At 70.7% G+C, this 23,579-nt stretch carries 27 protein-coding genes; 11 read left to right on the plus strand and 16 right to left on the minus strand.

What is annotated here, in order from left to right:
- Positions 1-147: 147 nt before the first annotated feature.
- Both L2I40_RS04040 and L2I40_RS04045 read right to left on the minus strand, forming a co-directional pair.
- Positions 148-633: an Hsp20/alpha crystallin family protein gene (locus L2I40_RS04040; protein WP_237213583.1), complete on the minus strand. Its 486-nt coding sequence runs from the start codon at positions 631-633 to the stop codon at positions 148-150.
- Positions 634-739: 106 nt separating this feature from the next.
- Positions 740-1,525, minus strand: coding sequence for an SDR family NAD(P)-dependent oxidoreductase (locus L2I40_RS04045; protein ID WP_237213584.1), 786 nt, complete (start codon positions 1,523-1,525; stop codon positions 740-742).
- A 36-nt stretch (positions 1,526-1,561) separates the two neighbouring features.
- On the opposite strand from L2I40_RS04045, the gene L2I40_RS04050 reads away from it, so the two are divergent.
- The 4 genes from L2I40_RS04050 to L2I40_RS04065 all read left to right on the plus strand — a co-directional run bounded on the left by L2I40_RS04050 (position 1,562) and on the right by L2I40_RS04065 (position 5,783).
- Complete coding sequence (locus tag L2I40_RS04050) at positions 1,562-2,461, plus strand: YicC/YloC family endoribonuclease (RefSeq protein WP_237213585.1); 900 nt, start codon at positions 1,562-1,564, stop codon at positions 2,459-2,461.
- 117 nt (positions 2,462-2,578) lie between these two features.
- Positions 2,579-3,208 carry a guanylate kinase gene (gene gmk / locus L2I40_RS04055; protein ID WP_237213609.1) on the plus strand — a complete coding sequence of 210 codons (630 nt, stop codon included), beginning with the start codon at positions 2,579-2,581 and terminating at the stop codon, positions 3,206-3,208.
- Positions 3,209-3,215: 7 nt separating this feature from the next.
- Positions 3,216-4,148 carry an AEC family transporter gene (locus L2I40_RS04060; RefSeq protein WP_237213586.1) on the plus strand — a complete coding sequence of 311 codons (933 nt, stop codon included), beginning with the start codon at positions 3,216-3,218 and terminating at the stop codon, positions 4,146-4,148.
- Between the two features lie 156 nt (positions 4,149-4,304).
- Positions 4,305-5,783: an SPOR domain-containing protein gene (locus tag L2I40_RS04065; RefSeq protein WP_237213587.1), complete on the plus strand. Its 1,479-nt coding sequence runs from the start codon at positions 4,305-4,307 to the stop codon at positions 5,781-5,783.
- A gap of 122 nt (positions 5,784-5,905) precedes the next feature.
- Here the strand turns inward: L2I40_RS04065 and L2I40_RS04070 are convergent, their stop codons facing one another.
- Complete coding sequence (locus tag L2I40_RS04070; RefSeq protein WP_237213588.1) at positions 5,906-6,091, minus strand: DUF4169 family protein; 186 nt, start codon at positions 6,089-6,091, stop codon at positions 5,906-5,908.
- A gap of 42 nt (positions 6,092-6,133) precedes the next feature.
- Between L2I40_RS04070 and L2I40_RS04075 the strand changes: the two genes are divergently transcribed.
- Positions 6,134-6,796, plus strand: coding sequence for a dienelactone hydrolase family protein (locus tag L2I40_RS04075; protein WP_237213589.1), 663 nt, complete (start codon positions 6,134-6,136; stop codon positions 6,794-6,796).
- Positions 6,797-6,840: 44 nt separating this feature from the next.
- Here the strand turns inward: L2I40_RS04075 and L2I40_RS04080 are convergent, their stop codons facing one another.
- From L2I40_RS04080 to L2I40_RS04120, 9 genes are all read right to left on the minus strand, one after another.
- Complete coding sequence (locus L2I40_RS04080) at positions 6,841-7,779, minus strand: type II secretion system F family protein (RefSeq protein WP_237213590.1); 939 nt, start codon at positions 7,777-7,779, stop codon at positions 6,841-6,843.
- Positions 7,779-8,735 carry a type II secretion system F family protein gene (locus L2I40_RS04085; RefSeq protein WP_237213591.1) on the minus strand — a complete coding sequence of 319 codons (957 nt, stop codon included), beginning with the start codon at positions 8,733-8,735 and terminating at the stop codon, positions 7,779-7,781. Before L2I40_RS04085 ends, L2I40_RS04080 begins: the two co-directional genes overlap by 1 nt.
- Positions 8,732-10,138, minus strand: a complete 1,407-nt coding sequence (locus L2I40_RS04090; RefSeq protein ID WP_237213592.1) for a CpaF family protein — start codon at positions 10,136-10,138, stop codon at positions 8,732-8,734. The genes L2I40_RS04085 and L2I40_RS04090 overlap by 4 nt, the downstream gene beginning before the upstream one ends.
- Positions 10,135-11,358 carry an AAA family ATPase gene (locus tag L2I40_RS04095; RefSeq protein ID WP_237213593.1) on the minus strand — a complete coding sequence of 408 codons (1,224 nt, stop codon included), beginning with the start codon at positions 11,356-11,358 and terminating at the stop codon, positions 10,135-10,137. The genes L2I40_RS04090 and L2I40_RS04095 overlap by 4 nt, the downstream gene beginning before the upstream one ends.
- Before the next feature lie 46 nt (positions 11,359-11,404).
- Positions 11,405-12,247 carry a Flp pilus assembly protein CpaB gene (gene cpaB, locus L2I40_RS04100; RefSeq protein ID WP_237213594.1) on the minus strand — a complete coding sequence of 281 codons (843 nt, stop codon included), beginning with the start codon at positions 12,245-12,247 and terminating at the stop codon, positions 11,405-11,407.
- Positions 12,248-12,256: 9 nt separating this feature from the next.
- Positions 12,257-12,769 (minus strand): A24 family peptidase, encoded by a 513-nt coding sequence (locus L2I40_RS04105; protein WP_237213595.1) that lies wholly within the window; start codon positions 12,767-12,769, stop codon positions 12,257-12,259.
- A gap of 88 nt (positions 12,770-12,857) precedes the next feature.
- Positions 12,858-13,064 carry a Flp family type IVb pilin gene (locus L2I40_RS04110; protein ID WP_237213596.1) on the minus strand — a complete coding sequence of 69 codons (207 nt, stop codon included), beginning with the start codon at positions 13,062-13,064 and terminating at the stop codon, positions 12,858-12,860.
- A 239-nt stretch (positions 13,065-13,303) separates the two neighbouring features.
- Positions 13,304-13,507, minus strand: coding sequence for a Flp family type IVb pilin (locus L2I40_RS24565; RefSeq protein ID WP_372491009.1), 204 nt, complete (start codon positions 13,505-13,507; stop codon positions 13,304-13,306).
- 354 nt (positions 13,508-13,861) lie between these two features.
- The gene (locus L2I40_RS04120) at positions 13,862-14,053 is read right to left on the minus strand and encodes a Flp family type IVb pilin (protein ID WP_237213598.1); all 192 of its coding nucleotides are present in this window, start codon (positions 14,051-14,053) and stop codon (positions 13,862-13,864) included.
- 295 nt (positions 14,054-14,348) lie between these two features.
- Between L2I40_RS04120 and L2I40_RS04125 the strand changes: the two genes are divergently transcribed.
- The 6 genes from L2I40_RS04125 to L2I40_RS04150 all read left to right on the plus strand — a co-directional run bounded on the left by L2I40_RS04125 (position 14,349) and on the right by L2I40_RS04150 (position 19,781).
- Entirely contained in the window at positions 14,349-15,860 is a 1,512-nt protein-coding gene (locus L2I40_RS04125) for a TadE/TadG family type IV pilus assembly protein (RefSeq protein ID WP_237213599.1), read from the plus strand.
- Positions 15,861-15,868: 8 nt separating this feature from the next.
- Positions 15,869-16,357: a TadE/TadG family type IV pilus assembly protein gene (locus L2I40_RS04130; RefSeq protein ID WP_237213600.1), complete on the plus strand. Its 489-nt coding sequence runs from the start codon at positions 15,869-15,871 to the stop codon at positions 16,355-16,357.
- Positions 16,358-16,376: 19 nt separating this feature from the next.
- On the plus strand, positions 16,377-16,829 hold the full coding sequence (locus L2I40_RS04135; RefSeq protein ID WP_237213601.1) for a TadE/TadG family type IV pilus assembly protein: 453 nt from the start codon (positions 16,377-16,379) through the stop codon (positions 16,827-16,829).
- A gap of 311 nt (positions 16,830-17,140) precedes the next feature.
- Positions 17,141-18,709, plus strand: coding sequence for a type II and III secretion system protein family protein (locus L2I40_RS04140; RefSeq protein ID WP_237213602.1), 1,569 nt, complete (start codon positions 17,141-17,143; stop codon positions 18,707-18,709).
- A 5-nt stretch (positions 18,710-18,714) separates the two neighbouring features.
- Positions 18,715-18,996: a hypothetical protein gene (locus L2I40_RS04145; RefSeq protein WP_237213603.1), complete on the plus strand. Its 282-nt coding sequence runs from the start codon at positions 18,715-18,717 to the stop codon at positions 18,994-18,996.
- An 83-nt stretch (positions 18,997-19,079) separates the two neighbouring features.
- Positions 19,080-19,781, plus strand: coding sequence for a tetratricopeptide repeat protein (locus tag L2I40_RS04150; RefSeq protein WP_237213604.1), 702 nt, complete (start codon positions 19,080-19,082; stop codon positions 19,779-19,781).
- Between the two features lie 3 nt (positions 19,782-19,784).
- On the opposite strand, the gene L2I40_RS04155 is transcribed toward L2I40_RS04150, so the two are convergent.
- The 4 genes from L2I40_RS04155 to petA form a co-directional block, all read right to left on the minus strand.
- Positions 19,785-20,672 carry an S-methyl-5'-thioadenosine phosphorylase gene (locus L2I40_RS04155; protein ID WP_237213605.1) on the minus strand — a complete coding sequence of 296 codons (888 nt, stop codon included), beginning with the start codon at positions 20,670-20,672 and terminating at the stop codon, positions 19,785-19,787.
- Positions 20,673-20,796: 124 nt separating this feature from the next.
- Complete coding sequence (locus tag L2I40_RS04160) at positions 20,797-21,573, minus strand: cytochrome c1 (protein WP_237213606.1); 777 nt, start codon at positions 21,571-21,573, stop codon at positions 20,797-20,799.
- Entirely contained in the window at positions 21,573-22,844 is a 1,272-nt protein-coding gene (locus L2I40_RS04165) for a cytochrome b (protein ID WP_237213607.1), read from the minus strand. The genes L2I40_RS04160 and L2I40_RS04165 overlap by 1 nt, the downstream gene beginning before the upstream one ends.
- A 60-nt stretch (positions 22,845-22,904) precedes the next feature.
- Positions 22,905-23,483 carry a ubiquinol-cytochrome c reductase iron-sulfur subunit gene (gene petA / locus L2I40_RS04170; RefSeq protein ID WP_237213608.1) on the minus strand — a complete coding sequence of 193 codons (579 nt, stop codon included), beginning with the start codon at positions 23,481-23,483 and terminating at the stop codon, positions 22,905-22,907.
- Positions 23,484-23,579 lie beyond the last annotated feature (96 nt).

Raw genomic sequence — 23,579 nt, forward strand, 5'->3', positions numbered from 1 at the left:
CAGGGCGCGGCGAGCGCGAGCGACAGGGTGGTGCGGCGGGTCGGCATGTCGTTCTCTCCCGGCTTCGTGCCGGGACGAGCCGACACGGCGGCCCGCCGCGCGTCAAGCGCCCCCAAGGGCGCCGCGGGCGGGCGCCACGGGCGCGCGTCAGCCGCCCTTGATCTCGATCCGCTTCGCCTGCGGCTTCGATTGCTGCGGGCGCGGGATGGCGATGTGCAGCACGCCCTTGTCGAAGCGCGCCTCCACCGCCTCGGCCTCAGCGTCGAAGGGCAGCGTGAAGCGGCGGAGATAGGTGCCGGACTGGCGCTCCAGGATGTGCCAGCGCTTGTCCTTGTCCGCCTCGGTCCGCTCGGCCTTGCGCTCGGCGCGCAGCGTCAGCACGCCGTCGTCGAGCTCGATCTGCACATCCTTCGGCTCGATGCCCGGCAGTTCCGCCGTCACCTCGATCCCCTGCGGCGTCTCGGCGACATCCACGCGCGGCGCGATCACGCCGGTGGCGAAGGGCGCGGGCATGCCGAAGCCGCCCATCACCTGGTCGAAGAGCCGGTCCATGCCGCGCCGGAGCGAGTGGAAGGGGTCGGTCTCGCGGGTCATCTGGCCGCCGCCGACCGGGGTGGGTGCATTGCCGCTCATGCCTGGGTCTCCCGTGCTGCGTCTCGCACGCCCGCGGCTGCGCAGGGCAACCGGCCGGGCGCAGGTGGAAGCTGCCACCGCGCCCGGGGTTGCGCCTTGCTGCGGATCAATCGAGGGCGGGCTTGGCCGGCAGGCGCGCGAAGAGTGCGTTCCGCCAGGAAGGCGGAAGCGCGCCCACGCATCTCGCCGCCCGGTAGAGCGGCCAGGGATAGACGACGCGGAGCCTGCCCTTCGCGATGCCGTGCAGGGTGCGCCGCGCGGCCTCCTCGGCGTCCATCAGGAAGGGCATGGGAAAGGGGTTGCGCGCCGTCATCGGCGTGCGGACGTAGCCCGGGCAGACGGCATGCAGCCGGACCCCACGCAGGCGCTCCGTCGCGTCCAGCGCCTCCGCCCAGCGCTGCACGGCGGATTTCGAGGCGCAATAGGCCGGCGCGCCGGGTGCGGCGACGAAGGCGGCGATGGAGGCGATTACGGCGATGCGCCCGCGCACCCCATCGGCGCCCGCGGGCTGCGCCGCCATCGCGGCGATCGCCGGCAGCGCGGTGTTCAGCACGCCGCCGACATTCGTCGCGAAGATCCGCTGCACCTGGTCCGCGGGCTCCGTCGTCCCGCCCGTGCCGCCCGAGATCCCGGCATTCGCGATGACGAGGTCGAGCCGTCCCGCGCGCCGCACCCAGGCTGCCGTCGCCTCGGCATCGGTGACGTCGAGCACGGTGGCGCAGGCGGTCGCACCGCGTTCCCGGCACGCTGCCGCGGCGGCCTCCAGCCGGCCGGCGTCCCGGCCGGAGAGATGCAGCGTGACCCCTGGGCCGGCGCAGGCCTCCGCCAGCGCGCGGCCGAGGCCCGACGAGGCGCCCGTGATCGCGACGGACTGCCACGCGCCGGCCGTCACTTGCGGAGCGCCCCGCCGCGAGGGAGAAACCGGCCCATGACCCTTGCCTCCATGACCGGCTTCGCGCGCGAAAGCGGGACGCTGCCGGACGGCGCCTCCTTCGTCTGGGAACTCCGCAGCGTCAACGGCCGAGGCCTCGACCTGCGTCTGCGCGTGCCGAACGGCCTCGACGCGCTCGAACCCGCGCTGCGCGAGGCCGCCGGCAAGCGGCTGAAGCGCGGCAACGTCTCCGCCACCCTCACCCTGAAGCGGGAGGAGCGCGCGCCGCGCCTGACGCCCGACCCGGCCGCGCTCGACCAGGCGATTGCGCTGGCGACGTCCGTGGCGCAGCGGCTGAACGCGCCGCCGCCGCGCGCCGAGGCGATCCTGGCCCTCCCCGGCGTGCTGCGCGCGGAGATCGCGGAGCCCGACGAGGCGGCGGAGGAGGCGAAGCGCGCCGCGCTGCTCGCGGCCTTCGAGACCGCGCTCGGCGGACTCGTCGGATCGCGCGCGCGCGAGGGTGCGCAGCTGAACGCGATCCTGGCCGGCCTGCTCGACGAGATCGCCGCATTGCGCGAGGCCGCGGGCGCGGAGGCCGCGACGCAACCCGAAGCGCAGCGCCAACGACTGATGGAGAATCTTGCGAAGCTGCTCGGCGAGCCAGATGTCCGCAGCCGCGTGCCGGAGGAGCGGCTGGCGCAGGAGGTCGCGATGCTCGCCCAGCGTTCCGACGTGCGCGAGGAACTCGATCGCCTCGCCGCGCATGTGGCCGAGGCGCGTCGCCTGCTGGTGGCCGGCGATGCGGTCGGCCGGAAACTGGAATTCCTCACCCAGGAATTCGTGCGCGAGGCCAACACGCTCTGCAGCAAGAGCGCGAGCGTCGGGCTGACGCGGATCGGCCTCGACCTGAAGGCCGCGATCGAGCGGCTGCGCGAGCAGGCGGCGAATGTCGAGTAGCCCCCAGGCGCGGGACGCCACCTTCGGCGGCTTGGCACACCCCAGGCGGGGCGGCGGCCATTCGGCCGCCCGGCGTGTGGCGCACCCCGCTCGCACCCGATACGAGTGTCGCGCATGATGGACAGCATTCCCCGCCGCGGCGTCTGCCTCGTGCTGGCTTCGGCGCCGGGCGTCGGCAAGACCAGCGTCTCCCGCGCGCTGCTCGAGATGGAGCCGAACCTCTCGCTCTCGATCAGCGCGACCACACGCGCGCGCCGCCCCGGCGAGATCGACGGCGTGCACTACTTCTTCCGGACGCAGCCCGAGTTCGACGCGATGGTGGAGCGCGGCGAGCTGCTCGAATATGCCCGCTTCCTCGACCGATCCTACGGCACGCCGCGCGCGCCGGTGGAAGAGGCGCTGGCCGCCGGCCGCGACGTGCTCTTCGACATCGAGTGGCAGGGGCATCTGCAGCTCCGCCAGAAGCTGCCCGCCGATGTGGTCGGCATCCACCTGCTGCCGCCGTCGCTCGCCGAGCTGGAGCGGCGCCTGCGCGGCCGCGCGCAGGAAAGCGAGGCGGAGATCGCGCGCCGGCTCGACGTCGCGCGCGCCGAGATCGCGCATTGGTCGGATTTCGACCATGTCCTCGTGAACCGTGCCTTCGACCGCACCGTGGCCGAGGTCCGCTCCATCCTGCATGCGGCGCGCAGCGCGCGCACGCGCCAGTCCGGCCTGCCTGACTTCGTCGCCGCGCTCCTCAAGGACTAGCTCGCGCATGGCGGCGGTGCTGGAGGTCGTCGCGCCGGTCTTCCTGCTCGTGGCGCTCGGCTGGGCCGCGGCGCGATGGCGGATCCTGGACGAGGCGGCGTTCCGGGGCCTCACGCTCTTCGTCTTCGGCCTCGCCTCGCCCGCGCTGCTTTTCGCGGGCGGCTCCAAGCCGCATGAGGGCGGCGCGGGGGCGGCGCTCGCGCTGGTCGGGGGCTCGGTGATCCTCTACGCGATCTGTGTCGTCGGCGCACGGCGCATCGCGCGCATGAACCTCGCCGACGCGGCGCTGTTCGGCCTGGCCTGCGTCTTCGGCAACTCGGTGATGATGGGCATCCCGATCATCGTCGCGGCCTATGGCGAGCCCGGCGTGCCGCCGCTGCTCGCCATCCTGGCGCTGCAGACGATGGTGCTGCTCGGCATCGCGACGATGCTGACGGAGGTCGGGCTGCATGCCTCCGCCTCCTGGAAGCGCGTGCTGCGCGCGACGGCGAAGGGCGTGCTGCGGAACCCCGTGCTGCTCGCCGTGATCGCCGCGCTGGTGTGGAGCAGCTTCGCCTTGCCGGTGCCCGGCGTTGCGCGTCGCACGCTGGAACTCGTCGGCGCCGCGTCGCCGCCCGTGGCGCTATTCTGCCTCGGCGGCTCGCTCTACGGCCTCGGCATCGCCTCAGCCTGGCGCGAGACGCTCGCGATCGCGTCGCTGAAACTGCTCGCGCTGCCGGTGCTGGTCTTCGCGCTCGCACAGATCCTCGCCCTGACGCCGGTCGAGACTGCGGTCGCGGTGACGATGGCCGCCCTGCCCACCGGCGCGACAGCCTTCGTCGTGGCCCGCCGCTACGCGACGGGAGCCGACCGTTCGGGCAGCGCCGTCGTGCTCACCACCGCGCTGTCGGTGCTCACGCTCTCGGTCCTCATCGGTCATTTCCGCGCGACTTTGCATTGACGTGCGCCGCTGGTCCGAGTCGCAAGGATGCGTCCCGATTCGCGCTCGATTCATCGTTGACGTAATGGTCACCAGGGTTATGCCCTTCGTGTCGTGATGGATCGGGCGCTGCGAGTCGCGCAGCGCGCGTCCTCCGCAACCGGGGCGAGCGATGACATGAGTCGCGATGTTCAGTCCGCGCACAGGCAGGCGCAGCGCACCACCGGCGCGCGACGCGATCATCGCCGGTTCGCGAAGGCTGCAGCAGCCGCGACGCCGCTCGCCTTCCTCGTCGCGTGCGCCGACGGTGCGCGCGGCACCGCGGAGACGGCCACCGCGACGCCGGCGCAACTGCGCGTGATAGCCGCCTCTGCCGCCGTGCCGCAGGGCGATCCGGCGCTGTCGGCGCTGCGGCGCGCGGCGGTCGCCGAGCCCTCCAACCCCGCGACGCAGGCGCGATTCGGCGCGGCCCTTGCGCGCGCTGGCGAGCTTGCTGCAGCGGAGGACGTGATCCTCGGCGCGCTCGCCACCCATCCCGATCATCCGGCGCTGCTGAACCAGCTCGGCCGACTGCGACTGCGCGCCGGCGCGCCGGAGGTTGCGCTCGCCCTGTTCGACCGCGCCGCGCCGCTCGACCGCAGCCACGAATCGCTGGAAGGGCGCGGCATCGCCCTCGACCTGCTCGGACGCCACGAGGAGGCGCAGGACGCCTACCGCGCGGCTCTCGTCGTCGCGCCGCGCCAGGCCTCCGTCCAGAACAACCTCGCCATGTCGCTCCTGCTGACCGGTCGCGCGACCGAAGCGCTCGCCTTGCTCGAGCCGCTGGCGGCCCGCCGGGACGTGCCAGCGCGCGTGACCAACAATCTCGCCGTCGCGCGCAGCATGGCGGGCGACGCGCCCGGCGGATCCGCGAGGGATCCCGCGCAACTCGCGGAGGCGACGGTCTCTCTCCGCACCATGGTGGGCGCCGCGCCGGCGCGACCGCCTGCCGGCGACACGCTGCTCGCCGCGCCGCGCCTGCCAGCGGAGACCTTCGCGGCCTCGATCGAGCCGGCGCAGTCGACCGGCACGATGCAGGCCGCCGCCGTGGCAGCGCCTTCCGTCCCGCCACCCACCACCACGACCTCGACCGCACCCGCAAGCGAGGCGGAGCCGCCCCGCCCTGTGACCCTGGCCGCACTGCCGGTGGTGCCGCCACCCGCGCCGGTCGAGATCGCACCGCTGCCATCCCCGGTTGCCGCCCCGCGGGCGGCGGGCGCCGAGTTGCCGCCGCGGCGCCCCGTGGCCGCGGCACCGGTCCGGCCTTCGGCGGAGTTCCGCACCGCGCGTTTCACCGTCCAGGTGGCGGCCCTTGGGTCGGAAGCCGCGGCACGCAGCTATTGGGCCAGCCTGCAGGAACGACGTCCGGATCGGTTCGGCGACCGCGAGGCGGACATCTTCCGCGCCGAGGTGAACCAGGCCGTCTTCTGGCGCGTCCGCGCGAGCGGCTTCGCCACGCTGGCCGAGGCGCGCGCCTTCTGCGAGGCGCTGCGCGCCGACGGCCGCGCCTGCTGGGTGCCCTCCGCGCCGGAGCCGCGTGACGCGACCACTGCGGCGGCGGCTGCCGTTCAATCCGCCTCCGATCGGCAGGACGACGGCGATCGCAGCCTTCTCTAGAGCAATATCCAATCTGACTGGATCAGTCAGGTTGGATTTCTTGCTCTAGGATTCTTGAATCCAGAGCAGCGGATGCCCGATCAGCGGAACCGCGAAGCGATTTCACCCGCTCGGGCGCTGCTCTAGCGCTGCGACTCCTCGCGGCGGGCGCCGTCCAGGACAGCCTCGCGCCTCGCCGTCTCAGCTTCGCCCACCGCCCGTTCCGCCTTCGTGCGTCCATGGCTGGCGCGGTTCGCGGCCGCCTGGCGGGCCTTCGCGGCTCTCGCCAGCTCCTTCCGCACGCGCCGCAGGTTGACGATCTCCGCCATGGCGGGACAGTAGCGCCGCCTGCTGCACGGAGGAACCGCGACATGTGGATCGAGCTGACCGCCGCCGACGGGCATCGCCTGGCTGCCTGGCGGGACGGGCCTGAGGATGCACGGCGCGCCCTGGTCGTCGTGCAGGAGATCTTCGGGGTGAACGGCCATATCCGGAATGTCTGCGCGCGCTTCGCCGCGGAAGGCTACGCGGTGGTCGCGCCGGCCCTGTTCGATCGCGTCGAACGCGGCGTCGAGCTCGGCTATGCGCCCGGCGACGTCACGCGCGGGCGCGAGTTGCGCGGCCATGTGCCGGCCGACGGCACGCTGGCCGACATCGAGGCCGCCGCGGCCGCGCTGCCGGCAAAGGCCGCTCGAGGCATCGTCGGATACTGCTGGGGCGGCACCGTCGCCTGGTGGGGCGCGACGCGCAGCCGCAGCTTCCGCGCCGCCTCGGGCTGGTATGGGGGTGGGATCGCCGCGGCGAAGGACGAGCGCCCGGCCTGCCCGGTGCAGCTGCATTTCGGCGAGAAGGATGCGTCCATCCCGCTATCGGACGTGGAGGCGATCCGCGCCGCGCAGCCCGGCGTCGAGATCTTCGTCTACGAGGGGGCCCAGCACGGTTTCGGCTGTGACGAGCGCGGGACCTTCAGCGCGCCCGACGCCGCGCTGGCGCAGAGCCGAACGCTGGAGTTCCTCGCGAGGCACCTCGGATAGGTCGTGGGCTGCCCACGGCGAGACGCGCCGGGGCGAGGGGCGGCCTATCCGCCGACCGCGTCGAGGATGCGCAGCGCCGCGGGTCCGCCCAGCACGATGAAGAGGCAGGGCAGGATGAAGAGGATCATCGGGAGCACGAGAAGCGCGGGCAGCCGCGCCGCCTTCTCCTCGATGCGAACCATCCGCTCGGTCCGCATCTCGGCCGCGAGCACCCGCAGCGCCTGGCCGACCGGCGTGCCGTAGCGCAGCGTCTGGGACAGCGTGCTGCCCAGCCGCTGGAAGCTGGCGAGACCGGTCCGCTCGCCGAGGCGGGTGAGCGCGGCGCGCCGGTCCGTCGCGATCCGCATGTCGGACAGGAGCGTGTTGAACTCCGCGGCGATCGAGGGATTGGACTCGCGCATCTCCGCCGCGACGCGCTCGAGCGCGCTTTCGAGGCCGAGGCCGGCCTCGGCGCAGACGACAAGGAGGTCGAGCGCGTCCGGAAGGCCCTTGCGCAGCGAGTCCTGGTGGCTCCTAATCGCGAAGGCCAGCAGCCAGTTCGGCAGGAAGGTGCCGAGCGCCATGCCGATCATCACGGTCAGCGCCTGCCCAAGCAGGCCCAGGTTCCACGAGATGGCGAGCACGTAGCCAATCACCGGGCCGGCGAAGAGCAGCATCACCTTGCCGCCGATGACGACCGGAACGGCCCGCGCCGGATCGAGGCCGGCCGCGCGGGCCGTCCGCTCGATCGTCTCGATATCCTTCGGCGCGAAGAGGAAGGAGCCGCGCAGGGCGTTGCCGATCCGGCCGATGCCGCCCAGGAACGCGCCGAAGGGCGAGGTCGGCGCCTCGACGAGCGCGCCCTCTTCGGCCTCCGCAAGGCGCTGGGCCCGCTTCGTCAGCTCGCGTTCGGAGATGGCGTTGGAGATCAGCAGCGCCAGGAGAATGACGATGGCCGCCGCTGCGGCAAGGACCCAGAGCGGGACGGGAAGGCCTTCGAGCATCAGTCCCTCGTCGCCCGGGCGATCAGCGTGTTGATCGTGACGATGCCGAGAGTCATGAAGACGACGAACATGGCCTGCAGCGTGCCGGCCTTCGGATGCGTGAAGAGATCGCCGACGTATTCGGGGTTCAGCACCGTCAGGATGACCGCGACGACGAACGGCAGGCCGATGAGGATGAGCGCGGAGGTGCGCGCCTCGGCCGTGATGGCCTTGACCTTCGACACCATGGCCACGCGCTTGCGGACGAGGTCGGCGAGGTTGGCGAGCGTCTCGGTCAGGTTGCCGCCGGCCTGCGCCTGGAGGCCCACGGTGACAGCGAGGAAGGCGTATTCCTTGAGCTCGGAGCGCTGGTAGAGCGCCCAGAGCGCGTCCTCGACCGGGATGCCGATGCCGACTTCCTGCGACACGCGCCCGAATTCCTCGGCGGTCGGGGAGGGAACCTCGGAGGCGATGCTGCGCAGCGCTTCCACCACCGGCAGGCCGGTGCGCACGGCCCGGAGCACCAGCCCGATCGCATCGGGGATCTGGGCGAGGAGCAGGCTGGCGTAGCGCGTCCGCTCGCGGGTGAAGAGGAAGCGGAGGACGACGGCGCCGACCAGCACGGTGACCAGGAAGCCGCCGAGCTGGCCGAAGTTGTCGCCGATCGCCCACCAAGTGCCCGCCATCGCGGAGCCAGTGATGAGGATCAGGATGAGCGGCGGCGTGCGGTACTTGTCCGGAACCTCCGGGTTCTGGCCGAGCGCCATCAGGGCGCGCTGATGGAAGGGGCGTTCCTCTGCGGTCAGGGCGCGCAGGCTCTGGCGCGCGCCGCCCTCGAGCTGCTCGCCGCCGGCGAGGCCGAGGCCCATCGCGCGGCGCCGGAGGTCGCGCTCGGCCCGGCTGGGCAGCAAGGCAAGGGCAGCCATCACCAGCAGCAGCGCCGCCCCCGCCAGCAGGATGGAGAGGGTGACGCTCATGCGCGCGACAACGCCTCCATGTAGGCGTCGAACAGACCGTAGTACTGCAGGCGCGTCTCGAAGGAGGGCCGGTTCTTCTGCGGCGCATAGCGGCCGCGGATCCGCCCCGAGTAGTCCTCGCCCTCGTACTCGAAGGTGAAGATGTCGTTCATCGTGATCACATCGCCCTCGAGGCCGCAGACCTCGGAGACCGCGGTGACCCGGCGCTGACCGTCGCGCATGCGCTCCACCTGGATGACCAGGTCGAGCGCCGCGGCGATCTGGTTGCGGATCGCATCGTGCGGCAGGTTGCCGACCGCCATCTGGACCATGTTCTCTATGCGGGTCAGCGCGTCGCGCGGCGTGTTGGCGTGGATCGTGGTGATCGAGCCGTCATGGCCCGTGTTCATCGCCTGCAGCACGTCGAAGGCCTCGGGGCCGCGCGTCTCGCCGAGGATGATGCGATCGGGCCGCATGCGAAGCGCGTTGCGGACCAGGTGGCGCTGCGTGATCTCGCCCTGGCCTTCGAGGTTGGGCGGCCGGGTCTCAAGCCGGACGACATGCGGCTGCTGCAGCTGCAGCTCGGCCGCATCCTCGATCGTCACGATCCGCTCGCCGTTGTCGATCAGGCGCGACAGCGCGTTGAGCAGGGTCGTCTTGCCCGACCCCGTGCCGCCCGACACGATGATGTTGAGCCGGGAGCGTGCCGCGATCTCGAGCACGCGCGCCACCGGCTGGGTCATCGAGCCGTTCTCGACCAGGGCGTTGAAGTCGTAGCGCCGGCGCGAGAACTTGCGGATGGACACGGAGACGCCGTCGAGGGCGAGCGGCGGGAAGACGATGTTCACGCGGCTGCCATCCGGCAGGCGGCAGTCGCAGAGCGGGCTCGACTCGTCGACGCGCCGGCCCACCTGGGCCGCGATCTTCTGGGCGATGGAGGCGAGCTGGTCGTTGCTGCGGAACCGGATTTCGGAGAGCTGGAGCTTGCCGCCGATCTCGATGAAGACCTTGTCGGGGCCGTTCACCATGATGTCCGCGATGCGGTCGTCCTTCAGTAACGGCTCGAGCGGGCCGTAGCCCGTCATCTCGTTGACGAAGTCCTCCGTCAGACGCGCCTGCTCGCGCGCCGACAGCTCCACGCGCTCGCGGTTCGCGAGCTCGTGGATGAGGTTCTCAAGCTCGATGCGCAGCTGGTCGGGCGGCATCGCTGCCGCGACCTCGGGGCGGATGCGCTCCAGCACCGCCTCGCGCAGCCGCTTGAGCGCCGCATAGGCGACAATGGGCGAGGCCGGCGCCGCCGGCGTCTCGCCGATCGGTCCGACGATGCGCGCGACCTTCGCGGTGTCGTCGGCCTCCATCGGCCGATCGCTGTTCGCGGGGCTGTCGGAGGACAGCGGCCCGAGGCGGCGACCGAACGACCTCATCGGCCGAGCAGCCTGGCGAGGAGGCTGGTCTTGCGCTGACGGATCCCCGAGATCTCCTGCGTCAGCGGTCCGAGCGCGCGGCGCAGCTTCGCCGAATCCTTGAGCGCCGCCCGGCCGAGATTGGCCGCGCGCGACAGCGGTCGCGGCATGTCGGGGATCAGCACGTCCGGCTTCGCGCCGAGCGCCTCGGCCACAATGTTCGGCTTCAGCGCGCCAGGCATGTCGGAGCGGTTGAGCACCATCATCGTCCGGCCCGCGCCGGTAAGCGCATTCACCATCTTCCGCGCGCGGTCGGCATCGCGGAGGCTCGCCATGTCGGGGCCGAACACCAGCAGCGTCTGCCGCGCGACCGCGAGGGCCTGGCGGTCGGCCAGCGACGGCGGCATCGGGCAGTCGACCAGGATCAGGTTGAAGCGCTGGCGCAGCAGCTCCATCACGCGCGCGACGCCGTCCGGTGTCGGCCGCGGGTCGGCGTCGAATGGCTCGTCGGCGGCGAAGATGCGGACACGCTCCCCGACCGCCATCGAGACGCGCTCGAGGAAGAGGCCGTCCACCACGTGCGGGTTCTCCAGCGCGTGGCGCAGCGCGCTGGCGGGCTTCACGCCGCTCATCATGGCGACGTGTCCGCCGCGCAGATGCAGATCCAGCACGGCGACGTGGCTCTTGGTGGTCTCCGCGACCAGCTGGGCGAGGTTCACGCAGAGTGTCGTGGCCCCGACACCGCCACGCACGCCGCACACCGCCACGACACGGCCGCCGCGGCTCGCCTGGGCGTCGGCGCCCTCGCCGGCGAAATAGGGGCCGAGCAGTGTCGAGACCTTGTCGCGCGTCAGCGGCTTGGCGACGTATTCGTCAGCGCCGAGATGGCGCGTGATCTCGCGGTAGAAGTCGATATCGGTGCGCTCGCCGATCACTAGCACCTTGGTGTCGGGCGCGCAGACCCCGGCGAGGGCGTCGAGTTCCGCGATCGGGTCGGACGCCGAACTCACATCGACAAGCAGGATGCGGGGCGATTCCTCGCGCTCGAAGGACTTGACCGCGGCGCGGATGCCGCCCTGCCGCACGACGGGGGTCGCGACCATGTCCGCCAGTCCGCTGCGGAGCACGTCCTCGCTCGCCGCATCGCTCAGGAAGGCGACGAAAGCCCGCCGGCCACCGGCCGCGTCGAGCGCGGGACCGGTGCGGGCGGATGGCGGGGGCGCAGCCGTTGCGTCGGACATCTCTTCTTCTCTCTCTCGGGAGCGGCCTGGTCCGGATCGGCCTGCGTCAGCGGAAGATCACGTCGTTGACGTTGCCGCCCTGGATGACGCGCATGCGCGGCATCGCTGGCGTCTCCGTGCTCGAGAGGGCCGGAGAGACGTCGGCGCCGAAGACCGTGGTCGTCGGCCGCGCAGCCTGGTCGCCGTCCGGCGCGTCGATCGGCCGCAGGGCGAGGATCAGCTGCCCCAGCCGCTCGGCAACCGCGAGGCGCTCGGACTGCTCGGGCGAGACCTCGACGGTCACGGTGCGGGCGACCTGCTCGGTCGGACGCGCGCTGCCGGAGGGGATGATGGCGCCCTGGGTGATCATCTGGTCCACCGCGATCACGCGCACGCCGGTCAGCACGGTCTCGGCCGTGACGCGGCGGGCGATGGACGCGTCGGCGCCGCTGAAGGTCTGCGTCAGGATGACGTCGACCAGGTCGCCGGGGAAGATCAGGCCGGCCGCGCCGGTGCGGGCGTCCACGCCGATCGCCACCGCGCGCATGCCAGGCCGGAGGACGGCAGCGAGGAAGCCGCGATCCCGGGGCCGCAGCACGTCCTCGCGCGTCACCTGCTCGCCGGGGCCGAGATAGCGGCGGAGCATCGCGCCGCGCAGCTCGTCCCGCTGTTCCTGCGTCGCCAGCAGGGCGCCGTCGGGCACGTCGCCCGGCGGCAGCGCGCGTTCGCGGATGTCCTGGTCCTTGAGCAGCGTGCCGGGATGCAGCGGCGCTGCCGCGACCAGGACGCGGACCGTCGGGATCGGCGCCGGCGCGGCGGTGGCCGCCTGGCGGGGCGCGATGCCCTCATAGGCGACGTAGCCCAGGCCGGCGGCCATCGTCAGGAGAACCAGAATGAGGACCGTGCGCATCGTCTTGCCTCAGCTTGCGGTCGTTTGCAGTAGAACAAGTGTGCCACCCGCGGCTATGGCAACGCCATAGGGGAGTGGGCCGCCCCGTCGTATCCGCCAGGCTTCGACCACCGCGAAGCGGCGCGGCAGCGAAGCCGCGCGGTCGGGCCGGGTGGCGTGGCCGCGGCGCATCAGCCGCGGCAGGGCGAGGTAGATCAGGGCGAGCACGCCGCCCGCGAGCGCCGTCGCCACCACCATGTTCCAGGTGTCGAGCGGCGATAGGCCGAGCGCGAGAGCGGTGGCCAGCTTCACGTCGCCGCCGCCGATGTAGCCGCGGGCGTGGAGCAGAAGAAGGATCAGGCCCAGGACCAGCGCGCCGAGGGCGGCGGCCGCCAGCGCCTCGAGACCTGTCAGAGCCTTGGCGGCGACGCCGATGGCGGCGAGCGCGATACTGACGCCGTCCGGGATGGTGCGCGTCACCAGGTCGCGCCACGCCGCGACGCACAGAAGGCCGATCGCGACGGGGATGACGACGAGGGACATGCCGGGTGCTCCTGGCCGGTATGCCCCGCCCGGCGAGGCGCCGGGCGGGACGACACGCGGGACAGTCGCGCCGCGTGGCGCGACTAGATCAGCGCGCGGCCGGGAGCGAGCTGCCGATCACCGAGAAGGCGGAGTTCAGGCGGGTGCCGACGAGCGAGATCGCGGCGATGCAGACCACGATGATCAGCGCGGCGATCACGCCGTACTCGACGGCCGTCACGCCCTTCTTGTCCTTGCCGACGGACGAGAGGGCGGCGTAGGCGCGAACAGCGGCGAGGTTGAGCTTCTCGAACATGATGCGATCCCCTTGATCGAGAACTTCCGGAGGCGGAAGCCCGGGTTGCGAAAGACCCGTGGCGGCATCCGCCCGCCAGGGCTATCGGACCACGGCGCGAGCCCCGCACCTCAATCCGACAACTGGAAACGTAAAGGTTTCCACGCGCCCGTCAAGTCTCAAAAATCAGAAAATTCTAGCCGAACGGCGCGCCGATCTCAGTGGGCGGGCGCCGGCAGCGCCCGCCCAGCCGAACCGGATCAGCGCGGCGCGATCGAGCTCCCGATCGTGGAGAAGGCGACGTTCAGGTTGGTGCCGACGAGCGAGATCGCGGCGATGCACACCACGATGATCAGCGCGGCGATCACGCCATATTCGACGGCAGTCACGCCCTTGCGATCATCCGCGACGCCCCGGATCCGGGCGCCGGCGCTGCGGATGACCTGCTGGAACCTTTCGAACATGAGAACCCCCTCAACATGTGTTGAACAGACCGTCACAGGAAGACCGCGCGCAGGCCGGGGCCACGACACAGCGAAAACGTGTCGAGCAGACCGCCTCTTCGCGCGCCGGTCGTTCCGCGAACAACGAAACGCTCGCGGAGCTCGGCCGTCAACACGAATCGTTCAGAAATAGTGAATTTTTTGGATGTTGCGGGAATGGCGCCGCAACGGAGGGATTGCACGCGCGCCCCACTGGCGACCACGCCGGGCACCACGTAACGCGTCGTCTGGGGCTCGCCCTCCGACGCGTCAGCACTGATCGGGGGTGTCTAGGAGATGAGGCCGACCGGAGGGGTGCCGGGTCGGTCCCGCGCGCTAGCGCGAAACAGCAGCGTTCACCGAACTCGCGACCGGCTCGTAGTAGTTCGTCAGCAAGCCCGTCCCCGCCGCGGTGATGCCCGCGAGGCAGGCGACGATGATGAGCGCGGCGAGGACTCCGTATTCGACCGCCGTGACACCGCGCTGGTCACGGACCAGCTGCCGCACGGAGGTCCGGAGGCGATGCATGGCCAGCCCGATCCGCTCGAACACCACGCCACTTCCCCTCTGCTTGGGTCGGTGCGGTCGCCCGCGCCACCCGGTGGTTCGCTGCGGTCGCGGAACCCGTCTCGTTCGGACCGTTCCCGCAGCGGGATTATCTAGGGCACCGATCACAACACGGTCAAGGTTGAAAAACCTTGAACGTACGAAAAAAAGAGATGATATTGCGGATGCGCTTCGGTCTACCCCCTTCGACCAGGCAACGATACCATAGCCCCCCCGGTGGTGAACGCCCGGATCTAACGACGCGGTGAGACCAGCCATGACCCCTTCGCCCGCCCCGCCCTTCAACAATGTCGCGCGACGCCTCAAAGCCCTGCGCCAGGACCGCCGCGGCGCGACCGCCGCCTTCTTCGGTGTGGCGTCGCTCGTCGTGATCGGCTTCGCCGCCCTCGCGACCGAGGTCGGGCGCTGGTACGACATCCGGCGCGACCTGCAGAATGTAGCCGACGTCGCCGCCATCGCCGGCGCGAAACGGTTCTCCGTCGCAACGAATATCCTTGCGCCGGTCCAGACCGGCATCAACGCGGAAGCGCAGGCGAGGGTCGCGGCCATCGATGCGGCGTCGCGGAACGGCTACACGATCACGAATGCCGACATCAGCTTCCCCAACCTGACCTTCACGGTGAACCCGCCCCCCGGTTCCGTGGTCGCGCCTCCGCCCCTCTCCGTGACTGCCATCTCCGTCACGGTGAATCGGGACGAGAACAAGCTGTTGACGCGACTCTTTCCCCCGGCGACGACCACACAGCGCATCACCGCGACAGGGGTCGCCGGCCTGATCAACAACGGCAACGCCTGTATCCTCGCGCTCGAAGGCGGGCTCATCATGGGGGGCAGCACCAACATCCAGGCGCCGGGCTGCGTCATCGCGTCGAACCGGACGGGCAACAATTCGATCCGGGTGAACGGCAACCCCGTGGTGGTGGCAGCGTCGCTGGAATCGGTCGGCACCTGCACCGGCTGCACCTCATCGAACCGCATCAGCCTGACGAATGGCGTCTTTTCGACGCCCGGCGTGCCGGACCCCTATGCGGATCTGAAGAACATCCCGCTGCCGCTCGACATCTCCACCCAGTCCGGGCCGCAGAACAACCTGAACTCCACTTGGCGGGTCGCAGACGCCCTGGCGGCGAGCGGCCTGCCCATGCGCAACGACCCGTTGATTGGCGACTACTACGTCTTCGGCTCCAACGTCGACATCGGCAACGGCACCGTCGACCTCCTGCCCGGCACCTATTTCTTCCGCAATGGTGCGGGGCTGGAGATGCGGAGTGGCCGGCTGATCTGCTCCACCTGCACGCAGCCTCCGGTCCAGCCCACCACGCCCGGCAGCCCGCAGCTCAGCATCGCGGGGTCGGGCGTGACCCTCGTGTTCCTCGGCCCGAACGCTGCCCGCGGCCTTACGGCCAACCCGGGCGATATCGACATCAGCGCCAGTGCCGAAGTCGTGCTGAAAGCGCCCAGCACCGGACCGTATCGGGGCATGCTGATCTACCGACAGGAACCGGCCACGTCCCAGATCGGCGGCGGCAACGGCACCCAGGAGGTCTCCATCCAGGGCAATTCCAACAGCAACATCGCGGGGGCGATCTACGTCCCGAAGGCAGATGTGGACTGGCGCGGTAACGCTTCGCTGGCGCGCGCGGGCTGCCTCGTGGTCGTCGGCGGCTCGATCGATTCGGGCGGCAACAGCGCCTTCGGTGCTGGCCGCTGCGACGATCTTCGTGTGGGTCTCGTTCCGCGGACCCAGGTTTACCGCCTCCTGCAGTAGTGGCCGACATGCTCCGTTTCCGCTTTCCTGTGCTGGGTCGGTCACGCCGAGGCGTGGCGGCAGTCGAATTCGCGCTGATCGCGCCGTTGCTTATCGCACTGCTCGGCGCTTCGGTGGACCTTGGCCGTGCGATTATCACGGCCATCCGCCTCGAAACGGCGGTTCGGTCGGGAGCCGAGTTCATCATTCAGAACCCGGGCGCAGACCCTGCCACCGTCCAGACAGTCGTGCGGGACGCCTTCGGGACCGGCGCTACGGCGACGGTCACCTGGCCCCGTTGCGCGTGCCTGAATGCCACCACGGGCAGCCCGGAGTCCGCGCCGGGCGCGGCAGATCCGAACCTCTGCACCTCGCTCAACTGCCCCGGCGGGATCGTGGGCTACCGCGACGTCACGGCAAGCGCGGGCTTCACCGCGTTCTTCCCGGCCCGCCTCTACACAGCCTTCGTGGCGAATGTTGGTGGCACGATCACGCGCAATGTCACCGTCCGCATCTAGCCGCGCGGCGCGCGGCGGCTTGACGCTCGCGCAGGACCGTCGCGGCGCGACCGCCGTCGAATTCGCGGTGATCGGCGCGATCTTCCTCACGCTGCTGCTCGGCGTGGTCGAGCTCGGCCGCTACTACTTCACCGTCCAGTCGCTCCGCACCGTCGCGGCGGAGGCGGCCCGCGCCTACCTCGTCCGCTCCAATCTGGATCTCATCGCCAACCCGACCCGTTGCGAGCCCGTGATCAGCACGGTCACGGCCGCCGACCTGCAGGTCGCGAGCCGGACACCGATCCTCGACGTCTCGCGCCTGACCATCAGCGCGCCTGTCTTCGAGGACAACACGCCGCTGCCATCGCCCGCGCCGAGCTGCACCACACGGCGCGTGCGTGCCAACGTCTCCTATACCTTCAACTTCGTCGTGCCCTTCCTTCCCGGGGTAGTGCCCACGTTGGACGCAACTGCCTTCATGGACTTCCCCTGACCGCCCCGAACGAGCCGACTCCAACGCCAAGTTGTCGGTCGCGCGGCATACCAACCAAAGGCTGCGCCACGCGTCGCGAATCGGCGCGGCCACGAGAGTCAAGCCAATACCGCAACCATCTCGCGAAACATGTGCGCCGATGACACCATCGGCAGGACACCAATTTGTCAGAAGCGGCCGATGATCCGGCGAATCGCAACAAGACTGCTTGAGAAATCTGACAAAAAGCGTTCTACTTGCAGCTAATGAACGTCCGCCTTTGTCGCCTGACTCGGGCGGATCAAGTGGGATGGGGGACTGAGTTGGGCCGCATGGACACCCCGCGCTTCGAGCGCCTTTCGCCCGCCGGTTGGCATGTCGGCGCGACCGTCGCCCGCATCGGTCTTCCTGGCGCCTTTCTCTCCGCGGCGCTGATCGCCACGCCCGTCATGGCTCAGCAGCGCGGCAGCGTGGCGCCGACGCCGATGCAAGCCGCGCCGGCCCAGGTCGCACAGGCGCCGCAGATGCCGGTGGCGCAGCAGACCCTGCAACTCGAATCCGGCACCGGCATGCTGCTGCAGTTCCCGCGCAGCGTGACCACCGTCCTCGCCGCCGATCCCCGCGTCGCCCGCGTGCAGCCCGCCTCGCCCACCAGCGTCTTCCTGCTCGGCGGCGACCCGGGCCGCACCACGCTGATCGCGACGGCCGAGGACGGCACGCTGATCGCCCAGTACGAGGTGACGGTGCGCCCGTCATCCTTCACCGCGGTGCCCGGCGTCCCGGCAGCACCCGGCCAGCCCGTGCAGGCGCGGCCCTCGCCGCAGGCCATCGCCAACGCGATCCGCGCAGCCGTCCCGGGTGCAAGCGGCATCCGTGTCGCCATGGCCGGCCAGAACATCGTGCTGTCGGGCAACGTCGCGACGCCGAACGACGCCTTCCGCGCCACGGCCGTGGCCCAGAGCTTCGCCGGCGACACGACGATCATCAACAACATCCAGATCCTGGCTGCCACGCAGGTGAACCTGCGCGTCCGGGTGGCGGAAATCTCGCGCGACATCACGCGCGAACTCGGCTTCAACTGGGCGGCGCTGGGCAATCTCGGCAATGGTTGGACCATCGGCCTTGTCGCACCGCTCGGCGTGACCGGTGGTGGTCTCCAGAACGGCATCCTCAACGGCATCGCCGGCTCGACCATCGGCGGCGCGGCGTACCGCTCGCGCAACTTCTCGCTCGATGCCCTGATCGACGCGCTCGCGCGCGACCAGCTCGTTTCGATCCTCGCCGAGCCGAACCTCGTCGCGATGTCGGGCGAGCCCGCGACCTTCCTTGCCGGCGGCGAGTTCCCCGTGCCCGTGGCGGGCGGCCAGAATGGCCAGCTCACCGTCGAATTCCGTCAGTACGGCATCAGCCTGTCCTTCGTGCCAACGGTTCTGTCGAACGACCGGCTTAACCTGCGCGTCCGCCCCGAGGTCAGCGAACTCACCGATGTCGGCGCGGTCGAGTTGCCGCTCGGCGCCCTTGGCGGCACGGTCCGCGTGCCAGCCCTGACGGTGCGGCGCGCCGAGACGACGGTCGAACTCGGCAGCGGCCAGAGCTTCGCCATCGCCGGCCTTCTCCAGCGCTCGGTCCGCCAGAGCGAAACCGGCATTCCCGGCCTGCAGGACAGCATCCTCGGCCCGCTGTTCCGATCGGACCGGTTCCGCCGCGCGGAGACGGAACTCGTGATCATCGTGACGCCGGTCGTCGTCCGCGCGGTCTCGGAGCCCACCGCTGTCGCCGCGCCGACCGACCGCTTCCGCCCCGCCATCGACCTCGAGCGTATCCTGGAGCGTCGCCAGATCGGTCGCGTCTCGCCCGCGCGGCCGGGCGTTCCGCTGGACGCTGGCTTCATTGTGGATTGACGACCATGCGCATCACGCTCCTCGCCGCCCTCGCCGCCGTGCCGCTGCTCGCCGCCTGCGAGACGCCGCCCTTCAGCGACCCCTTCGCACGGCCCGGCAGCTGGCAGCCCACCGGCGTGAACGACGCCAACATCCGCGCGATGGCCGCCGATCCCGCCCATCTCCAGCGCGGTGTCGGCACGCAGACCACCCCGGCAACTCTGCCCGCTGCGGCGATCGGTCGCTTGAACGAAGGTCAGCGTGCGCCGCTGATCCGCGAGACCTCGGCGCAGGGCGCCGGCGGCTGACCGCAAGCTGGAAGGGGGGCCGGTCAATGGCCCGATCCGCTCGCCGCTCCGGGTTCGCATGCTGCGGCGTCGCGTTGTTGGGCGTGAGCCTGCTTGCTGCCGGCTGCGCGCGCCAGGATCCGCAGCCCGGTGCCGCCGAGGTCCGCCAGCGCATGGCGCAGTTCGCCGAGGCATCCGGCCAGTCGGACATGGCGCTCGCCATGTTCGCGCAGGCGGCCGAGGCGCGGCCGAACGACCCGGAGGCCCAGGCCGGCTACGCCCGGGCGCTCGCCCGCTCCGGCAACCTGGTCATGGCCGAGCAGGTCGTCGCAGGGGCCATGCAGCGGAGCCCGCGCGACATCACCCTGATCCGAACCCGTGCCTCGATCCATCTGATGGGCGGGAATGCGGAGCAGGCGCTCGCGGACTACGAGGCCGTGCTCGCCTCCCGCCCGTCGGACCTCGCCGCGCTGAACGGGCGCGGCGTCGCGCTCGACCTCCTCGGCCGGCATCGCGAAGCACAGTCAGCCTACCTGACCGCGCGGAGCGTCGCCCCGACCGACATGCGGACGATCAACAACCTCGCGATGTCCTACATCATCGAGGGACGCGCATCCGAGGCGGTCGCGCTGCTCGAAGGTATCGCGCGCGCGCCCGGGGCGCCGCCCCGCGCGCTCGTGAATCTCGCGATCGCGAACGCCGCGCTCGGCGATCCCTCCGCCGCGCAGCGGCTGCTTGGCAGCTCGATCTCGCCCGAGGAGCTCAACGCCCTCGTGCGAGACCTGCGGACCGTGCCGCCGGGCTGAAGTTCAGCCCGCGCGGGCGAGGACGCGTCCCGCCACGGCGTCGAGCTTCGCCAGCAGCTCCGGATCGCGCTTCTCCGGCGCCGTGATCAGCGCATGGTCGAGCGCACGGTCGCAGCCGGCCGGGCAGGCGCCGCGCCGGGCGCCGAGCGCCGGAACCACGTCCGCAACCAGCGCGCGCGCCTTGTCGGCGTTGGAGAAGAGGACCTTCACCACCTGCTCCACGGTCACGTGATCGTGATCCGGGTACCAGCAGTCGAAGTCGGTGACCATGGCGACCGTCGCGTAGCAGAGCTCCGCCTCCCGGGCGAGCTTGGCCTCCGGCATGTTGGTCATGCCGATCACGCTGCAGCCCCATTGCCGATACAGCTCGCTCTCAGCCTTCGTCGAGAATTGCGGCCCCTCCATCACGAGGTAGGTTCCGCCGCGCGTCACCGGCAGGCCGAGCTTCCGCGCGCTCGCTTCCAGCGCATCGCCGAGCCGTGGGCAGACGGGATGCGCCACCGAGACATGCGCGACGCAGCCCGAGCCGAAGAAGCTCTTCACGCGGGCGAAGCTGCGGTCGATGAACTGGTCCACGATGACGAAGTGGCCGGGCGGCAGCTCCTCCTTCAGCGAGCCGACGGCGGAGAGCGAGAGGATGTCGGTGCAGCCCGCGCGCTTCATGGCGTCGATGTTGGCGCGGTAGTTCAGCTCCGACGGCGGCGTGGGATGACCGCGGCCATGGCGCGGCAGGAAGCGGACCGGCACGCCGGCCAGGCGGCCGAACAGGATCTCGTCAGAGGGTGCGCCCCAGGGCGTCTCCACCCGCCGCCATTCGCGATCCTCGAGGCCGGGGATGTCATACAGCCCGGATCCGCCGATGAGGCCGATGACGGGGGAGATGTCGGACATGGCGGAGCTCCGGCGGGTGCGCGGCGCCTTTTAGCGGCCGCGGAGCGGACAGCAAAAGGGCCGCCCGACGGGGCGGCCCCTGCGTCCTCGGCGTCAGTGGCGCGGTACGCCGCGCCCGATGCCGTCAGTGCTTCACGTCGGCCCAGATCTTGCGCTTCACGGCGTAGGTCAGGCCGCCGAGCACGATCAGGAAGAGGATGATGCGAACGCCCATCTGCCGACGCTGCTCGAGTTCCGGCTCGGCGGCCCAGGCGAGGAAGGCAGTGACGTCGCGCGCCATGTTCTGCACCGTGGCCTCGGTGCCGTCGGCGAACTCGACCTGGCCCGGGTTCAGCACGTTCGGCATCGCGATCTGGAAGCCGGGGAAGTAGCGGTTGTAGTTCATGCCGTCCATCAGCTCGAAGCCAGGCGGCGGATCGACGTAGCCGGTGAGCAGCGCATGCACGTAGTCGGCGCCGTTCTTGCGCGCCTTCACGATGAGCGAGAGATCGACGGGATAGGCGCCGTTGTTCGCCGCGCGCGCCGCCTGCTCGTTCGGGAAGGGGCGGCGGAAACGGTCGGAGAGGCGCGCGGGCCGCTCGAACATCTCGCCCTGGTCGTTCGGGCCGTCCACCACCTCGAACTGGGCCGCGATGTTGCGCACCTGCGCCTCGGTCAGCCCGATCTCGAGCAGGTTGCGATACGACAGCAGGCGCATCGAGTGGCAGGCCGCGCAGACCTCCTTGTACACCTGGAAGCCGCGCTGCAGCTGCCCGCGGTCGAAGGTGCCGAACAGCCCGTCGAAGGTGAAGCGCACGTCGGGCGCGGGGTAGGCTTCGCCCGCCGCGCGGGCGGGCGAGGCGGAGAGGGCCGCGGCGGCGCCCAGCATCAGGGCGCCGATCAGGCTACGAAGACGCGGCATCAGGCCTTCTCCATCGGCTTCGCGGCGGCACCGGCGAGCACGGGCCCGCCCCCGCGCAGCACGGGCATCGAGATGCTCTCGGGCAGCTTGAGCGGGCGCTCAAGACGGCCGAGCAGCGGCAGGATCACGAGGAAGTACAGGAAGTAGTAGGCGGTGCACCACTTCGCGATGGTGACGTAGATGCCCTCGGCCGGCTTCGCGCCCACCCAGGTCAGGATGCAGAAGTTGATGCCCCAGAGCAGCAGGAACCACTTCGCGACCGGGCGGAACCGCATGGACCGCACCGGGGAGGTGTCGAGCCAGGGCAGGATGAACAGGACCGCGATCGCGCCGAACATCAGCATCACGCCGCCGAGCTTGTCCGGCACCGCGCGCAGGATCGCGTAGAAGGGCAGGAAGTACCATTCGGGCACGATGTGCGCGGGCGTCACCAGCGGGTTCGCCGGGATGTAGTTGTCCGGGTGACCCAGGTAGTTCGGCAGGAAGAACACCAGGAAGGCGAAGAAGATGAAGTAGACGATCAGGCCGACGCTGTCCTTGATCGTGTAGTAGGGATGGAAGGGCAGCGTGTCCTGCGGGCCCTTCGGGTCGATGCCGAGCGGGTTGTTCGACCCGGTGATGTGCAGCGCGGCCACGTGCAGGAAGACCACGCCGACGATCACGAAGGGCAGCAGGTAGTGCAGGCTGAAGAAGCGGTTGAGCGTCGGGTTGTCCACGCTGAACCCGCCCCACAGCCAGGTGACGATGCTGTCGCCAACGAGCGGGATGGCGCTGAACAGGTTGGTGATGACGGTCGCGCCCCAGAAGGACATCTGGCCCCAGGGCAGCACGTAGCCCATGAAGGCCGTCGCCATCATCAGCAGGAAGATCACCACGCCGAGGATCCACAGGATCTCGCGCGGCGCCTTGTAGGACCCGTACCAGAGGCCGCGCCAGATGTGGATGTACACCACGATGAAGAACATGTGCGCGCCGTTCATGTGCACGTAGCGCAGCAGCCAGCCGAAGTTCACGTCGCGCATGATGCGCTCGACGCTGTCGAAGGCGTAGGAGGTGTGCGCCGTGTAGTGCATCGACAGGAAGATGCCCGTCGCGATCATGATCAGCAGGTTGACCATGGCGAGCGCGCCGAAGTTCCAGAAGTAGTTGAAGTTCCGGGGCGTCGGGAACGTCCCGTACTCCTTCTGCATCATCGTGAAGACCGGCAGGCGGCTGTCGATCCAGCGCACCACCGGGTTCTTGAACTGGCTATCGTGAAGGCCGATGGCCATCGCGCCGAGCTCCTCAGGTTGTTGTCGGCGAGCGGGGCGCGCCGCGGCGCGCCACCGCACTCAGCCGATGCGGATCTGCGTCGGAGAGGTGAAGGTGTATTCGGGAACCGCAAGGTTCGACGGCGCGGGGCCGAGGCGGATGCGACCCGAGGTGTCGTAGTGGCTGCCGTGGCAGGGGCAGAACCAGCCGCCGAAGTTGCCGCGCGCATCGGTCGGCTTCTGCCCCAGCGGCACGCAGCCGAGATGCGTGCACACGCCGAGCACCACCAGCCACTGGTCGCGCTGCACGCGCGCCTGGTCGGGCTGCGGGTCCTTCAGCTCCGACATCGGCGTGGCGCGCGCCTGCTGGATCTCCTCCGCCGTGCGGTGCCGCACGAAGACCGGCTTGCCGCGCCACATCACCGTCACGGCCTGGCCCGCCGCGATCGGCGACAGGTCCACCTCCGTGCTGGCCAGCGCCAGCACGTCGCGCGCGGGGTTCATCGAGTGGATGAAGGGCCAGGCGATCGCGGCGACGCCGACTGCCGCGAAGGCGCCGGTCGTCAGTTTCAGGAAATCGCGCCGGGTCTCGCCACCCTCGGGTGCGGCGCCACCCGGCGCCCCGTGCGGCGCCCTCTGGGACACCATCGCGTCGGCCATCTCTCGTCCCTTTCCGCGGCGCGCCGCCAGCCAGCCCGGAACCGATGGGGCAGGTGTCGCGCGTCCCAGTCCTGCGCCGACGAGGCCCGCGCGTCC

This window comes from Falsiroseomonas oryziterrae (genome assembly GCF_021864505.1).
GTDB lineage: Bacteria > Pseudomonadota > Alphaproteobacteria > Acetobacterales > Acetobacteraceae > Falsiroseomonas > Falsiroseomonas oryziterrae.